This is a genomic window from Marinobacterium marinum, from assembly GCF_013868415.1.
GTDB classification, from domain to species: Bacteria; Pseudomonadota; Gammaproteobacteria; order Pseudomonadales; family Balneatricaceae; genus Marinobacterium; species Marinobacterium marinum.
On sequence record NZ_JACEMT010000041.1, the window covers coordinates 197088 to 211768 of the forward strand.

The window sequence follows — 14681 nt, forward strand, 5'->3', positions numbered from 1 at the left end:
GATAATTGCCGGTGGAACTCTTCTTACTACTATTAGCTTGTTGATGAGAGCCTGACATGAGCACTGCAACTGAACACCCGACTTACAACTACAAAGTCGTGCGCCAGTTCGCCATCATGACGGTGGTCTGGGGCATCGTCGGTATGGGCGTTGGCGTCTTGATCGCCGCCCAGCTGGTGTGGCCTGCACTGAACTTTGATATTCCCTGGTTGACCTACGGACGCATCCGTCCGTTACATACCAACGCGGTAATCTTCGCGTTTGGTGGCTGCGCACTGTTCGCGACCTCGTACTACGTGGTTCAGCGTACTTGCCAAACCCGACTGTTTTCCGACTCTCTGGCGTCGTTTACATTCTGGGGCTGGCAAGCCGTAATCCTGGCTGCGGCCATCACCCTGCCAATGGGTCTGACCAGCACCAAGGAATACGCAGAGCTGGAGTGGCCGATCGACATTCTGCTCGCCGTTGTCTGGGTCAGCTACGCCATTGTTTTCATGGGCACTGTCAAGAACCGCAAGACGTCTCACATCTACGTGGGCAACTGGTTCTACATGGCGTTCATCATCACCGTTGCGGTGCTGCATATCGTCAACAGCCTGGCTATCCCCGTCACTCTGACCAAGTCCTATTCCGTTTATCCGGGCACCGTGGACGCCATGGTTCAGTGGTGGTACGGCCATAACGCGGTAGGCTTCTTCCTGACCGCCGGCTTCCTGGGCATGATGTACTACTTCGTACCCAAGCAGGCCGAACGTCCGATCTACTCGTACCGTCTGTCGATCGTACACTTCTGGGCTCTGATCGCGACCTACATCTGGGCCGGTGGTCACCACCTGCACTACTCTGCTCTGCCTGACTGGACTCAGTCCGTAGGCATGGTAATGTCCCTGATCCTGTTGGCTCCCTCTTGGGGCGGCATGATCAACGGCATGATGACCCTGTCCGGCGCCTGGCACAAACTGCGCACCGACCCGATCCTGCGCTTCCTGGTGGTATCCCTGTCCTTCTACGGCATGTCCACCTTCGAAGGCCCGATGATGTCCATCAAGACCGTTAACGCCCTGTCTCACAACACTGACTGGACCGTTGGCCACGTACACGCCGGCGCCCTGGGCTGGGTTGCGATGATCTCCATCGGTGCGGTGTACCACATGATCCCGAAACTGTTCGGCAAGGCTCAGATGTACTCTGTTGGCCTGATCAACACCCACTTCTGGCTGGCAACCATCGGTACCGTTCTGTACATCTGTTCCATGTGGGTCAACGGTATCCTGCAGGGTCTGATGTGGCGTGCGGTTAACGAAGACGGCACCCTGACTTACAGCTTCGTCGAAGCGTTGGAAGCCAGCCACCACGGCTACCTGGTGCGCTGGATCGGCGGCTGCTTCTTCCTGACCGGCATGCTGCTGATGGCCTTCAACGTTTGGCAGACCGTGCGCAGCGGCAGCTCCGTCAAGGCAGCTGAACCGTCTGCCCAGGCGGCCTGATTGAGACGAGGAGCAGAAAGCAATGATCAAACACGAAACGATTGAAAAGAATATCGGCCTGATGATCCTGCTGATCATCATCGTGATCAGCGGTGGTGGTCTGGCCGAGATCGTACCGCTGTTCTTCCAGAGCTCTACGACCAAGCCGATTGAAGGCCTGCGTACTTACAACGCGCTGGAACTGGAAGGTCGTGACATCTACATCCGTGAAGGCTGTCATGTATGTCACACTCAGATGATCCGCCCGTTCCGTGCCGAAACGGAGCGCTATGGTCACTACTCCACTGCCAACGAGTTCGTTTGGGAACACCCCTTCCTGTGGGGCTCCAAGCGTACCGGTCCGGACCTGGCTCGCGTGGGCGGCCGCTACTCCGACGACTGGCAGAAGGCTCACCTGTACAACCCGCGTGACGTGGTACCCGAGTCCAAGATGCCGTCCTACCCTTGGCTGTTCGAGAACAAGCTGACCGGCAAGGACACCGCTGCCAAAATGACAGCGCTGCGCAAACTGGGCGTCCCGTACACCGATGAACAGATCAGTACTGCACGTGAAGACGTACAGGGTAAGACCGAGATCGACGCCCTGGTTTCTTACCTGCAGTCCTTGGGTAAAACCCATTCTGTTTATACAAACCAACGGTAATTTTCCGTGAGTTATGAGGTTTATGGTCCCTACCTGCCAGTTCTGATGCTGGTTACGTTTATCGGCCTTTTCGCCTGGGTGCTACTGCCCGGCAACAAGAAAGGTTTCGATGAGGCATCTCAGCTTCCCTTCGCCGACGAAGAGAAGACTGATGAACCGGGTCAGGATGGGACCCATAACAGGAGAGACAACAAATGAGTGCTTTCTGGAGCGCATGGGTAACCGTTATTACCCTGGCAGTTATTTTCGGCTGCGCCTGGCTACTCTTCGCGACGCGCAAGGGTGAAAAGTTCAAGGAAACGACCGACCAGACCGTTGGTCACGCATTCGATGGCATTGAAGAGTTTGATAACCCGCTGCCGCAGTGGTGGTTCTACCTGTTCGTAGCAACCGTCATCTTCGGCCTGGGCTACCTGATGCTCTACCCGGGCCTGGGTAACTTCAAGGGCCTGCTGGGCTGGACTTCCACCAACCAGTGGGAAGCCGAAATGCAGCACGCTGAAGAAGTGTACCGCCCGGTCTTTGCCAAGTATGCGGCCTTGTCTATCGAAGACCTGCAGAAGCCTGAACACGAAGCCGGTCTGAAAATGGGTCAGCGCATGTTCGCCAACAACTGCTCCGTATGTCACGGCTCGGCAGGTACTGGCGCCATCGGTTTCCCGAACCTGACCGACAGCGACTGGCTCTATGGCGGTAACCCGGCCACCATCAAGCAGACCATCACACACGGTCGTACCGGCGCAATGCCCCCCTGGGGCGAAGTGCTGGGCGAAGATGGTGTACGTGACGTGGCCAGCTATGTCATGACCCTGAGCGGCCAGGACGCGGTTGCCGGTACCGATATCGGTAATGGTGAACGTCAGTTCCAGGCCCTGTGCACGGCCTGTCACGGTGCTGACGGTGAGGGCATGCATGCGCTGGGCGCACCCAACCTGACCGACGACGTATGGCTGTATGGCAGCGAGTTCAAAAACATCGCCCATACCATTCGTGCAGGTCGTGCGGGTGTCATGCCTGCACAGAAGGATCTTTTGTCTGAAGACAAGATCCACCTGATCGCCGCTTACGTGTACAGCTTGTCCAACAAGTAAACCCGTTCGGCTGACAAAAAGGCGGCATGACGCAGGTCATGTCGCCTTTTTTGTTACCGGACTAGTATAATATTCAGCATTCCTAATAAATTTGGAATAGACCTGTCGACGTAATCAGTAGTAGGTACTGGCATGAATCAGATACCGGTAAAAGACGTAACCCCTCGCAAAGATGGCAAGGAGCAGGCTGAGTCCTACAACCTCTACGCCAAACGCGAGCACATTTACGTCAAATTTTACAAAGGCTTGTTCAAGAACCTCCGTGTGGCATCCGGCGTACTGATGCTGGCCATGTTTTACGGGGTTTCCTGGATTCAGTATGACGGCCGCCAAGCCGTTCTGTTTGACCTCCCCAACCGTCAGTTTCATATTTTCGGCCTGACATTCTGGCCCCAGGATTTCGTACTGCTGTCCTGGCTGCTGATCATTCTGGCCTTTACCCTGTTTTTCGTGACCGTATTTGCCGGCCGTCTCTGGTGTGGCTACTCCTGCCCACAGTTTGTCTGGACCTGGCTGTTCATGTGGGTAGAACGCATCACCGAAGGCGACCGCAACAAGCGCATGCGTCTCGACAAGCAACCGATGAGCGGCGAAAAATTTGCACGCAAAACGGCCAAGCACTTGCTGTGGGTAGTGATCGCCATCGCCTCGGCCATTGCCTTTGTCGGTTATTTCTCACCTATCCGTGAATTGATCCCCAACATCATGGTCTGGGACCTGGGTCCCTGGGAAACCTGGTGGCTGGCCTTTTTCGTAGTTGCAACCTACGGCAACGCCGGCTGGTTGCGCGAACAGGTCTGCATCTACATGTGTCCCTACGCCCGCTTCCAGAGCGTCATGTTCGACCAGGATACGCTGATCATTTCCTATGACGAAGCCCGCGGCGAACCGCGTGGCAGCCGCAAGAAGAACACCGATAAGGAAGCCGCCGGCCTCGGCGACTGCATTGACTGCCTGGCCTGTGTTCATGTTTGCCCCGTCGGAATCGACATCCGTGATGGCCTGCAGTACGAATGCGTCGCCTGCGGCGCCTGCGTAGACGCCTGCGACGATATGATGGACCGGATGGGGTACGCACGTGGACTGGTGCGCTACACAACCGAGCACGCCCTCAGCGGCAACAAGACCAAACTGCTGCGTCCACGCCTGATTGGCTACTTCGCTGCCCTGCTGATCATGTCCGGCGCCTTCGCCTGGGCCATTGCCGACCGCGTCCCGCTGGAAGTCGATGTCATTCGCGACCGAGGCCAGTTGTACAACAACACGCCGTCCGGTCTGATCGAAAACATCTATACACTGAAGATCGCCAACAAGGAGCAGGTCGATCATCGCTATACCATTTCGGTATCAGGTCTGGAGGGCATCAAGATCGCCACCGACCCCGAAATTGCGATCGCAGCTGGCGAACTGCTGACCTACCCGGTACGTCTGCAGATCAGCCCCGATAACCTGCCATCGAACAACTCGACCATTCGCTTCAAGGTTGAGGCCATCAGCGATTCAGGTATCAGCATTGAAACTGAAAACCGTTTCCTGGGTCCCATACCACAACGGTAGTCCCTGAAAACTTTAATTTAGGTTAGAATAACGGCCGGCTCATCCCCGGCCGTTATTCTATGCAAGGAGTGTCATGAACACGCACGTCAACCCCCCTGCTCCCTGGTTCAAGCAACCCTGGCTCTGGTTTATCCTGGCCCCGCTGATCGCGGTCTTCATTTACTCAAGCTTTTTCATCTACTACGCCATCACCACCAGCGATGGCGTAGTCAAGGAAGACTATTACAAAGTCGCACGCGGCATGAACATCGATACATCCAAGATCGATTACGCACGCACGCTGGGCCTGGATGCCGATCTGCGCATGGATACGCTGACCGGTGATATCAACCTGCGCCTGTCCGGAGCACTGGAGGCCTACCCCCAGATCTTGCACCTGAACATCATCCATCCAACGCATCAGAAATATGACCAGATCCTGGTATTGCGCAGCGTGGATGGCAAGGGACTTTACACCGGCAGTCTGGAAGGCCACATCAGCGGCAAACGTTACCTGTCACTGGTACCGGATGACGGCGACTGGCAATTACGTCAGGAAATCCTTCCACCTTTCACTGAGCAGCTTCGCTACTCTCTGACCCCGCAGTGAGTATAGACATGACCGTCCAGCGGACACAGGCACCGGCATCCTGCTTTCATTGCGGACTGCCGGTACCTTCCGGCACCGATTACACCACCCTGATCAATGGCAAGGCACAGCCCATGTGCTGCCCAGGTTGCCAGGCGGTGGCAAAAACCATCGTTGACGGCGGTCTCGATGGTTTCTACCGTCACCGCGAGGCGTCTGGCGCGATCAACGACGGGCGCCTGGCCGCCGAGTCTCATCTGGCCGACGAACTGGCGCTGTATGACTCGAAAGCCATACAGGCCGAGTTTGTGCGCCACATCAGCTCTGAACAGGCTGAAGCCACACTGGTGATTGAAGGCATCACTTGCGCCGCTTGCGTCTGGCTGCTGGAGCACCATTTGGGCCAACAGCCCGGCGTGACTCAATTCAGTGTAAACATGACCAACCACCGCGCACGCCTGGTCTGGAACCCCGAGCAAACCCGTCTCAGCACACTATTTGCCGAAGTTCTGCGTATCGGCTACAAGGCACACCCCTACCACCCCAACCGTGAAGAGCAGTTGCTTGAGCAGGAAAACAAGCGCGCCATTCGACGCCTGGGTGTAGCCGGTGTCGGCATGATGCAGGTCATGATGATGGCCATCGCCCTCTATGCCGGTGCTCTGCAGGACATGGAAGCCCGCTTCGTCGAATTCATCCGCTGGAGCAGCCTGGTATTGGCGACGCCGGTGGTACTCTATTCCGCCCGCCCATTTTTCATTACGGCCTGGCGCGACCTCCGCACCCGCAACCTGAGCATGGACGTGCCGGTTTCCATTGCCATCGGTGGCGCCTATCTGGCCAGCGTCTGGGCAACTGTTATGAACACGGGTGAAGTCTATTTCGACTCCGTCACCATGTTCACATTCTTCCTGTTGATCGGTCGTTATATCGAGATGCAGGCACGACACCGTACCGGCAAAGCCGGCAATGCCCTGATGGACCTGCTGCCGGCCAGCGCAACCCTGCTGCAGGAAGGCCATGAGAAAATGGTCCCGGTTTCCGAGCTTAAGCCCGACGATCTGGTACTGGTCCGCCCCGGACACACCCTGCCTGCCGATGGCATCATTACGGACGGTGAAAGCGCGATCGACGAATCGGCCCTGACCGGAGAATACCTGCCCATCAGCAAAGCCGTGAATGATCCCGTTGTGGGCGGCACCATCAACGTCGAACATCCCATCAAAGTCCGCATTACCGATGTGGGTGCCAATACTCGCCTGTCCGCCATTGTCGGCCTTCTGGACCGCGCCCATGCCGACAAGCCCATGACGGCACGAGTCGCCGACAAGGTCGCCCGCTACTTCGTTCTGGCGGTACTCATCACGTCAGCCACTGTAGCCACAGCCTGGTCATTTATCGCGCCTGAAGACGCTTTTTGGATCACCCTGTCCGTACTGGTTGTTACCTGCCCCTGCGCACTCGGACTGGCCACTCCTACCGCTCTGACGGCGGCAACGGGAACACTGCGCCAACAGGGCTTCCTGATCACGCGGGGCCATGTGCTGGAAGGGCTTGCCAGCGCCACTCACGTCATTTTTGACAAGACCGGTACCCTGACCGAAGGCAATCTCAGCATCCAGCAAATGCAGCCAGCCCGCGAGTTGGGCAGTCACAACCCCTACGCGATCGCAGCCGCACTTGAGCAGGTATCCGAGCACCCCATTGCTCGCGCGTTCCGACCCTATTTCCAGATTGAGGCCTGTAACACTCGCATCACCGTCAACGCCGGTGTTGAAGGCGAAGTGGCCGGAACATCCTATCGTATCGGCAAACCTTCATATGCTGCCGAGCTGTATCAAGGCCCACTGCCCGAACAACCGGACAGAGAGCGCCAGTGGCTGCTGCTGGCCGATCGACAGGGACCGCTTGCCTGGTTCGCTCTCGACGACCAGATCCGCAAGGACGCCGCCTTCACCCTGTCCGCACTCAAGCGACTTGGCATGCAGATCGGCATGCTCACCGGCGACGATTCTTCCGCCGCCGCTCGTGTGGCACAGGAACTTGGAATTGATACGGTCAAGCAGGGTGTTTCGCCCGACCAGAAACTCGAGTACATCAACGAGCTGCAGGCATCCGGGGCCAGTGTGGTCATGGTCGGCGACGGTATCAATGATATTCCCGTTCTGGCGGGCGCACGCACCTCCATCGCCATGGGCTCTGCGACCGACCTGGCCAAAACCAGCGCTGATGCCGTACTGATTTCCAGCGAACTGGAACGCCTTGCACTCGCTCTTCTGGTTGCACGCAAGACGCGCATGATCATTCGTGAAAACCTGACCTGGGCGCTCATGTATAACCTGGTCGCTCTGCCGCTGGCCGCCATGGGCTTTATTGCCCCCTACATGGCCGCCGTCGGCATGTCCGCCAGCTCACTGATCGTGGTAGGCAATGCCATGCGACTGTCACGCCGACCACGCCTTCGTCGCAAGCATCGGGAGTAACTTATGGAAATCATCTACCTGCTGATTCCAATCGCGATCATCTTGGTCAGCGTCGGTATCTGGGCGTTTTTCTGGAGCGTCAAGCAAGGTCAGTTTGATGACCTTGAGTCACCGGCTCATCGCATTCTGTTCGAGGATGATGGAGACATGATCCCCGACGATGCCCGCCCTGATCATTCCGACAAAACGGACAATACTCCCTGATGGAACCCAGCTTGATGCTGTCCGCTCTGGTCTTCGGTCTGGCGGGCAGCACCCATTGCGTCGGTATGTGCGGCGGCATCGCCGGCAGCATTTCCATGAGCCGGACTCCTGCCCAAAGCAGCGGCCTGTCATTGCTGCTGGCCTTTAACCTGGGCCGCATTCTGAGCTACGCCATCGCCGGCCTGCTGGTCGGAGCTTTGGGACACTCCCTGGCCAATAGCCCGGAAGCTACCCGCTGGCTGCGTACACTGGCCGCACTGATCATGATAGTCAGCGGACTCTATATTGCCGGCTGGTGGCAGGGTGCCGCCTACCTTGAGCGACTGGGCGGCGTCCTCTGGCGACGTATCCAGCCGCTTAGCCGTACGCTCTTGCCGGCCACCACACTACCCAAGGCTCTGGCTCTGGGCGGACTTTGGGGCTGGCTGCCCTGCGGCCTGGTCTACACAACTCTGATCTGGACCGGGAGCGTCAGCAGTGAGCCCGCCAACAGCGCCCTGCTGATGCTGTTGTTCGGACTGGGAACTCTGCCGGCTATGATGACAACCGCCTTGCTGGCCGGGCAGCTGCGCCAGCTGATGCAACAGCAGGGCGTACGTACCGGCGCTGGCCTGCTGGTTATCGTCTTCGGCCTTGCTACCGTGCCCTGGGGACTGTGGCTGCCTCACGCTTGATACTTATCAAGCCGTCTGGTCGACACAACGCCTATAATGCCTTTTTGATTGTTATCCAAGAGGTGTAGTCGTGACTCAACAGAGCAATGTCAGCTGGGATCTGGATCTTATTCGCCGTTACGATCTTGCCGGGCCCCGCTATACCTCCTACCCGACCGCTATCCAGTTTGATTCCGGCCTGGCAGCCGATCAGCTGATTGCCGCAGGACAAGACAGCGCCGACCTGAACGCCCCCCTGTCACTGTATGTGCACATTCCCTTCTGTGCCCATGTCTGCTATTACTGCGCCTGCAATAAGGTGATCACGCGCAACCGCAAGAAGGCCCAACCTTACCTGGATACGCTGTACCAGGAAATGGAACAGCTGTCCCGTTGGTATCGTGGCGATCGTATCGTCAACCAGCTGCACTGGGGAGGCGGCACTCCCACGTTCATCAGCGATCAACAGATGCGTGACCTGATGCAGGCGCTGAGGCACAATTTCAATCTGCGCGACGATGATCAGGGCGATTATTCCATTGAAATAGACCCCCGTGAGGCAGGCACGGACACTTTAGGCGTACTGCGTGATATCGGCTTCAACCGCATCAGTCTGGGCGTACAGGATGTGAACCCTCAAGTCCAGGAAGCGGTCAATCGCGTCCAGCCCACCGAACAGGTCAACGCCGTACTGGAACGCTCTCGCGAGCTGGGCTTCAAGTCCATCAACATGGACCTGATTTACGGCCTGCCGCACCAGAGCGAACAAAGTTTTGCCGACACGCTGGAAACCGTCCTCGACATGAGTCCCGACCGCCTGTCCGTATTCAACTATGCCCACTTGCCGGACCGCTTCCGCTCACAAAAACACATTCGTGCCGACGACCTGCCCTCAGCCGAGACGAAACTCGCCATTCTGCAAAACAGTATCAACCGCCTGCTTGAGGCCGGTTATGTCTATATTGGCATGGACCATTTCGCCAAGCCTGACGACGAACTGGCCCAGGCACAGGCCCAAGGCAAGCTGCACCGCAACTTTCAGGGCTACACCACCCATGCGGACTGCGACCTGGTCGCCATGGGCGTTTCCGCCATCAGCCAGGTTGGCAACGTCTATTATCAGAACGAGCACGACATGACGGCGTATAGCCAGGCCGTAGCGCAGCAGCAACACGCCGTCAAACGTGGCGTACAACTGGGTCGGGACGACCACATCCGCCGCGCCGTCATCACCAGCCTGATCTGCCAATTCGAACTGGACACGCGCAGTATCGAGCAGCGTTTTGCCATCAGCTTCAACCAGTATTTTGCCGACGAACAGGCAGAACTGCGCCAATTTGATGCCGACGGCCTGATTCGCCTGCAGCCGAACTCCATTTCCGTCACCCCTGCTGGCCGACTGCTGATCCGCCGTATCTGCATGGCCTTCGATGCTTACATCCCCAAACAGCACCCGACACGAAATTTTTCCCGTATCATCTAAAGTTCAGGCCCGGTTCACGGGCCTTGCGCTTCACCCTTGAGGGTAAATGTTACATAATGCGCCCAAAGCCATCATGTGACTACAGACCAAAGGATGCCCTCATGGCCGACTGCAAAAATCAAGGAAAGCTTCATAGTCTATCCCAGGTGCATTGCAAGACCTGCAGCCTGAGCACTCTTTGTTTACCCGTGTCCCTGGAAATGACGGATATCGACCGTCTGGACGATATCATCGAAAAGAGCCGCCCCCTCAAAAAGGGCGAGCACCTGTTTCATCAGGGCGAACCTTTCAGCTCGGTCTACGCCATCCGCGCCGGCACGATCAAAAGTTACACGCTGACCAATGAAGGCGAAGAGCAGATCACCGGATTTTATTTCCCCGGCGAACTGGTGGGCCTGAGCGGTTTTGATGCCGAAAACTACCCGATGTCGGCCAAGGTTCTGGAAACAACCACGGTCTGTGAAATCCCCTTTGAACGCCTGGATGACCTGTCAGGCCAGCTGCCCGAGTTGCGTCGACAGATGCTGCGCAGCATGAGCAAGGAACTGCGTGACGACCAGCAGATGATGCTGCTGCTGTCCAAGAAAAATGCGGAGCAGCGCGTTGCCACCTTCCTGCTCAAATTGTCCCAGCGCTTCAAAACCCGTGGCTACTCGGCTTCGAACTTCCGTCTGTCCATGTCACGTAATGAGATCGGTAACTATCTGGGTTTGGCCGTGGAAACAGTGAGCCGGATTTTTACCCGCTTCCAGAAAATGGAACTGATGAGGGTTGATGGCAAGGAAGTGGAACTGATCAATCTTGAAGAAATGTATCGCCTGTCGGGCGAGTCACGTGATAACAGTCAATGCTCAACGGCAGCTCAGCGAGAACACAAAAGCTCCTGACGCCAACCAGCCTACCCTGGTTACACATGGCTCGATAAAAAAAGGACGTAGCTCCACTGAAGCTACGTCCCAAGTTGCACAATGAAGTAGCCATCTCAATGTGTAACCCAACACCTGCATTACACCTGTATTCCGTTACTGCGGCATTGAGTTATATCAATTGAGTGCCACCTGGGAGTTATCGCATGTCCTACGATGAATTTTATGTCAAATCCGTCATCCGCTCGCTGCAGGACTGGCCTGATCCCGGCGTCATTTTTCGAGACGTGACACCGATTTTCAAGGACCCCAAAGCCATGCGCATGGTGTCTGATGCATTCATCCAGCGCTATATCGACAGCGACATTACCCACATTGCCTGCATTGATGCACGCGGCTTCCTGGTCGGTGCCATCATTGCGCACCAGCTCAACTTGCCCCTGGTTCTAGTGCGTAAAAAAGGCAAACTTCCCGGTGAAACCATTCATCAGGAATATACGCTGGAATACGGGACTGCTGCGGTCGAAATGCAGATCGACGCCGTTAGCGAAGGTGATCGCGTCCTGCTGTTCGATGACCTGATCGCAACCGGCGGAACCCTTCTGGCCGCCTGCACGCTGATCAAGAAACTCGGGGCCGAAGTCATCGAAGCAGCTGCACTGATTGACCTGCCCGATCTGCAGGGCTCGACTCGCATTCAGGAACTGGGTATTCCCGTGTACGCTCTACTGGCTTATGAAGGCAGCTGAGTCGACGTCACACGCGCCACTCATCGCCCGGAAGCAACAATCATGAAACTTTTTTTTGCCTTGCTGCTTATCCTGCCTGCCCTGCCGGCAAAAGCAGCCGAAACCTTGCCCTATTTCACCGGCTTTGAGCCCCTGCGGGCTCAAACACCGGCACCACAGATACTGGTGCTGCTGTTTTCACAGCCCGAATGCGTCTACTGCGACCTGGTACGCGGGGATTTTCTGCTTCCCATTCACCGGAAACAACAATCAGAACTGATCGTGCGCGAACTGAAAGTCCCCGGGGCCGGCATGATCAAGACCGGCGACCACCAGCCTGAAACACCTTCAACCTTTGCTCAACGTTACGGGATCAAGTTCTTCCCCAGTGTGCTGATGCTGGGCCTGGATGGCATGGCACTGGGTGAACCTTTGGTCGGTATCAGCTCCAGGGACTTCTACGGCTACTACCTTGACCAGGCGATTGAACAGGCTCTGATGCACACTCAGCCGTGAATCAAACCGTCCGGCGCGTTAGAATTCTTCCATACCCCGCTTAAACCACTCTTACCGGGAGATCCCATGCTCTGGTTTCGCAACCTTATCTTCTATCGTTTTGAGCCCCCTGCCGGCCTGACGCAGGAACATCTGCAACAGGCCCTTGCCGAACACCCCTTCACTCCCTGCGGCAGCCAGGAAATGAACCGCAGCGGCTGGAGCCAGCCGGTCAAGGAAGCCGAAGAGATGCTGGTCTTCAGCAGCAACGGTTTCTTACTGATCAATTTGCTGCAGGAAGAACGCATTCTCCCCGCCAGCGTCGTCCGCGAGCAACTGGATGAGAAGGTCGCCCTGATCGAAACAGAGCAGGCCCGCAAGGTGTATCGCAAGGAGAAGCTGCAGCTCAAGGATGACGTCATCATGGACCTGCTGCCTCGCAGCTTCACGCGCCGCCGCCGTATTGAAGCCATTCTGATGCCACAACAAGGCTGGATTCTGATCAATACATCCAGTCACAAGCAGGCCGAAGAATTGCTGAACCAGTTGCGTCAAGTACTGGGGTCCCTGACCGTCAAGCTGCCTCAGACCCAGCTATCGGCCGATAAGGTTATGACCGCCTGGCTGCAGGGAGAAGGCATGCCCCAGGGGTGGGCACTGGAGGACGAATGCGAGTTGCGCGATCCGATGAATGAGGGCAGCAAGATCAGCGTCAAGGGACAGGACCTGCTGTGTGATGAAATCAGCGCACACCTGGAAGCCGGCATGCAGGTCAAGCGACTGGCGCTGGAATGGCAGCAACAGGTGCGCTTTGTGCTGCATGAAGACCTGAGCCTGCACCGCTTGCGTCTGAGCGATGAATATCGCGAGCAACTGGACGCTGAGATGCCCGAAGATATCCTCGCAGCCCGTGACACCGAACTGGCGCGCATGGGGCTCGAATTTGCCCGACTGCTGCCCGAGGTATTGCATGCATTCGGCGGCGAACCTCAGGCCTGACGAGGTCCGCCCGGGGGTGCCATGACGTTTACTCGGCACCCTCACCCACAACAGAGAAGCCCAGGCTGACCCAGGCCTGCATACCACCCCGGTAGTATTTCAACTTGCTGTCAGGATACCCCAGCGCCAGCAATTTGCGAATCATCGCTGGCGTCTGGGCACACCAGTAGCCGTTACAAAACATCGCCAGCGTTTTCGCTTGGCTGAAGTCATATTCTCCAGCGGCCGTTTTGGTCACGCCGAAATCATCCAGTGCCCAATCCCGGTCCCCAGCATCATCCATCATCGTATACGGATAGCTCTGCGCTCCCGGAATAGTCAGTCGTGCAAACCAGCCCACGGTGCGAGTATCCACGATCATTACATTTGAATCCGTTTGCGCCTGCTGCATGTAGCGTATGAACTCCAGCTCACCCAGTGTTTCAACCTGATGCGGCTCAAATGGATGCATCGGCTGAGGCACGCCTCGACCCGTGGTGTCATACAGCGCATTAATACGATGCCCCGGGGTCTGGTTGCGCAGAATTTCGTATGCCTCACCCTCATGCGTAACGGTAAAGGAATACAAGTCAGGCGCAATCATCACACGATTGCCTGCCTCGTCCCCAGAAGCGACAGGTGCCACAGCCAACAAACTGCTGAATGCGGCAGCTGCAAACCAACGCATATCCATTTTCATCTCCTCCATTTATGTGGCCTTGCAGTATAAAACACTTCGTGCACATCCCCGAGCATCTTGATCATTATCAAATTGCCGATACACTGACGCCTCAATTCAGCAGGAGCTTGCATGTACAGCGTCAAAGAAATTTTTTACACCTTACAGGGCGAAGGTGCCCAGAGCGGTCGCGCCTCGGTTTTCTGCCGCTTCACCGGCTGCAACCTGTGGTCTGGCCGGGAACAAGACAGGGCCGGCGCTCTATGCGACTTCTGCGACACCGATTTCATTGGTACCGATGGGCAAAATGGTGGCAAGTTTGCCGACGCCGACACCCTGGCCGCTCGTATCAACAGCTTCTGGCCGGATAAACAGACAGGCAAGCGCTATGTCGTGTGCACCGGCGGCGAGCCCGCACTCCAACTGGACACCGAGCTGATAGAAGCCCTGCACGCCTACGGCTTCGAAATTGCCATTGAAACCAATGGCACCAAGCCCCTTCCCCCCGGTATCGACTGGGTATGCGTCAGCCCCAAGGGGCGCAGCGAAGTCATCATTACCGAGGGTGACGAACTCAAGCTGGTCTACCCGCAGAGCGAAGCCCTGCCGGAGCGCTTTGCCCACTTGGCATTTGATCACTTTTATCTACAGCCACTGGATAGCCCGCTGCAAAACACACACACACGCCGTTGTATCGACTACTGCATGGCCCACCCACAATGGCGACTGAGCCTGCAGACACACAAGATCATTGGTATCGACTGAA

At 56.8% G+C, this 14681-nt stretch carries 16 protein-coding genes; 15 read left to right on the forward strand and 1 reads right to left on the reverse strand.

Annotated features, from left to right (window positions below):
• Positions 1-56 precede the first annotated feature (56 nt).
• The 14 genes from ccoN to H1S06_RS06170 all read left to right on the forward strand — a co-directional run bounded on the left by ccoN (position 57) and on the right by H1S06_RS06170 (position 13257).
• Positions 57-1487 (forward strand): cytochrome-c oxidase, cbb3-type subunit I, encoded by a 1431-nt coding sequence (gene ccoN, locus H1S06_RS06105; RefSeq protein ID WP_181738264.1) that lies wholly within the window; start codon positions 57-59, stop codon positions 1485-1487.
• 22 nt (positions 1488-1509) lie between these two features.
• A complete protein-coding gene (gene ccoO, locus H1S06_RS06110; RefSeq protein ID WP_181738266.1) occupies positions 1510-2130 on the forward strand; it encodes a cytochrome-c oxidase, cbb3-type subunit II in 621 nt (206 codons plus the stop codon).
• Between the two features lie 6 nt (positions 2131-2136).
• Complete coding sequence (locus H1S06_RS06115; protein WP_181738268.1) at positions 2137-2328, forward strand: cbb3-type cytochrome oxidase subunit 3; 192 nt, start codon at positions 2137-2139, stop codon at positions 2326-2328.
• Positions 2325-3221 (forward strand): cytochrome-c oxidase, cbb3-type subunit III, encoded by an 897-nt coding sequence (ccoP, locus tag H1S06_RS06120; protein WP_181738270.1) that lies wholly within the window; start codon positions 2325-2327, stop codon positions 3219-3221. The genes H1S06_RS06115 and ccoP overlap by 4 nt, the downstream gene beginning before the upstream one ends.
• Before the next feature lie 132 nt (positions 3222-3353).
• A complete protein-coding gene (gene ccoG / locus H1S06_RS06125; RefSeq protein ID WP_181738271.1) occupies positions 3354-4778 on the forward strand; it encodes a cytochrome c oxidase accessory protein CcoG in 1425 nt (474 codons plus the stop codon).
• Between the two features lie 73 nt (positions 4779-4851).
• Positions 4852-5367 carry a FixH family protein gene (locus tag H1S06_RS06130; protein ID WP_181738273.1) on the forward strand — a complete coding sequence of 172 codons (516 nt, stop codon included), beginning with the start codon at positions 4852-4854 and terminating at the stop codon, positions 5365-5367.
• Between the two features lie 8 nt (positions 5368-5375).
• Positions 5376-7829 carry a heavy metal translocating P-type ATPase gene (locus H1S06_RS06135; RefSeq protein WP_181738275.1) on the forward strand — a complete coding sequence of 818 codons (2454 nt, stop codon included), beginning with the start codon at positions 5376-5378 and terminating at the stop codon, positions 7827-7829.
• A 3-nt stretch (positions 7830-7832) separates the two neighbouring features.
• A complete protein-coding gene (gene ccoS, locus H1S06_RS06140; RefSeq protein WP_181738277.1) occupies positions 7833-8033 on the forward strand; it encodes a cbb3-type cytochrome oxidase assembly protein CcoS in 201 nt (66 codons plus the stop codon).
• Positions 8033-8707, forward strand: a complete 675-nt coding sequence (locus H1S06_RS06145; RefSeq protein WP_181738279.1) for a sulfite exporter TauE/SafE family protein — start codon at positions 8033-8035, stop codon at positions 8705-8707. Before ccoS ends, H1S06_RS06145 begins: the two co-directional genes overlap by 1 nt.
• A 70-nt stretch (positions 8708-8777) precedes the next feature.
• Complete coding sequence (gene hemN / locus H1S06_RS06150; protein WP_181738281.1) at positions 8778-10169, forward strand: oxygen-independent coproporphyrinogen III oxidase; 1392 nt, start codon at positions 8778-8780, stop codon at positions 10167-10169.
• 101 nt (positions 10170-10270) lie between these two features.
• Complete coding sequence (fnr, locus tag H1S06_RS06155) at positions 10271-11056, forward strand: fumarate/nitrate reduction transcriptional regulator Fnr (protein WP_181738283.1); 786 nt, start codon at positions 10271-10273, stop codon at positions 11054-11056.
• A gap of 185 nt (positions 11057-11241) precedes the next feature.
• Positions 11242-11784, forward strand: a complete 543-nt coding sequence (locus H1S06_RS06160; protein WP_181738285.1) for an adenine phosphoribosyltransferase — start codon at positions 11242-11244, stop codon at positions 11782-11784.
• A gap of 42 nt (positions 11785-11826) precedes the next feature.
• Positions 11827-12279, forward strand: coding sequence for a thioredoxin domain-containing protein (locus tag H1S06_RS06165; RefSeq protein ID WP_181738287.1), 453 nt, complete (start codon positions 11827-11829; stop codon positions 12277-12279).
• 66 nt (positions 12280-12345) lie between these two features.
• Positions 12346-13257 carry a recombination-associated protein RdgC gene (locus H1S06_RS06170; protein WP_181738289.1) on the forward strand — a complete coding sequence of 304 codons (912 nt, stop codon included), beginning with the start codon at positions 12346-12348 and terminating at the stop codon, positions 13255-13257.
• A 28-nt stretch (positions 13258-13285) separates the two neighbouring features.
• On the opposite strand, the gene H1S06_RS06175 is transcribed toward H1S06_RS06170, so the two are convergent.
• On the reverse strand, positions 13286-13930 hold the full coding sequence (locus H1S06_RS06175) for a rhodanese-like domain-containing protein (RefSeq protein WP_255482917.1): 645 nt from the start codon (positions 13928-13930) through the stop codon (positions 13286-13288).
• Between the two features lie 117 nt (positions 13931-14047).
• Here H1S06_RS06175 and queE point away from each other — a divergent pair, with 117 nt between their 5' ends.
• Positions 14048-14680 (forward strand): 7-carboxy-7-deazaguanine synthase, encoded by a 633-nt coding sequence (queE, locus tag H1S06_RS06180; RefSeq protein ID WP_181738291.1) that lies wholly within the window; start codon positions 14048-14050, stop codon positions 14678-14680.
• Position 14681 lies beyond the last annotated feature (1 nt).

Excerpts from the sequence above, each read along its gene's own strand:
- ccoN (WP_181738264.1), top strand. The coding sequence starts at position 57 with ATGAGCACTGCAACTGAACACCCGACTTACAACTACAAAGTCGTGCGC.
- ccoO (WP_181738266.1), top strand. The coding sequence starts at position 1,510 with ATGATCAAACACGAAACGATTGAAAAGAATATCGGCCTGATGATCCTG.
- ccoP (WP_181738270.1), top strand. The coding sequence starts at position 2,325 with ATGAGTGCTTTCTGGAGCGCATGGGTAACCGTTATTACCCTGGCAGTT.
- ccoG (WP_181738271.1), top strand. The coding sequence starts at position 3,354 with ATGAATCAGATACCGGTAAAAGACGTAACCCCTCGCAAAGATGGCAAG.
- H1S06_RS06130 (WP_181738273.1), top strand. The coding sequence starts at position 4,852 with ATGAACACGCACGTCAACCCCCCTGCTCCCTGGTTCAAGCAACCCTGG.
- H1S06_RS06135 (WP_181738275.1), top strand. The coding sequence starts at position 5,376 with ATGACCGTCCAGCGGACACAGGCACCGGCATCCTGCTTTCATTGCGGA.
- ccoS (WP_181738277.1), top strand. The coding sequence starts at position 7,833 with ATGGAAATCATCTACCTGCTGATTCCAATCGCGATCATCTTGGTCAGC.
- H1S06_RS06145 (WP_181738279.1), top strand. The coding sequence starts at position 8,033 with ATGGAACCCAGCTTGATGCTGTCCGCTCTGGTCTTCGGTCTGGCGGGC.
- fnr (WP_181738283.1), top strand. The coding sequence starts at position 10,271 with ATGGCCGACTGCAAAAATCAAGGAAAGCTTCATAGTCTATCCCAGGTG.
- H1S06_RS06160 (WP_181738285.1), top strand. The coding sequence starts at position 11,242 with ATGTCCTACGATGAATTTTATGTCAAATCCGTCATCCGCTCGCTGCAG.
- H1S06_RS06165 (WP_181738287.1), top strand. The coding sequence starts at position 11,827 with ATGAAACTTTTTTTTGCCTTGCTGCTTATCCTGCCTGCCCTGCCGGCA.
- H1S06_RS06170 (WP_181738289.1), top strand. The coding sequence starts at position 12,346 with ATGCTCTGGTTTCGCAACCTTATCTTCTATCGTTTTGAGCCCCCTGCC.
- H1S06_RS06175 (WP_255482917.1), bottom strand. The coding sequence starts at position 13,930 with ATGGATATGCGTTGGTTTGCAGCTGCCGCATTCAGCAGTTTGTTGGCT.
- queE (WP_181738291.1), top strand. The coding sequence starts at position 14,048 with ATGTACAGCGTCAAAGAAATTTTTTACACCTTACAGGGCGAAGGTGCC.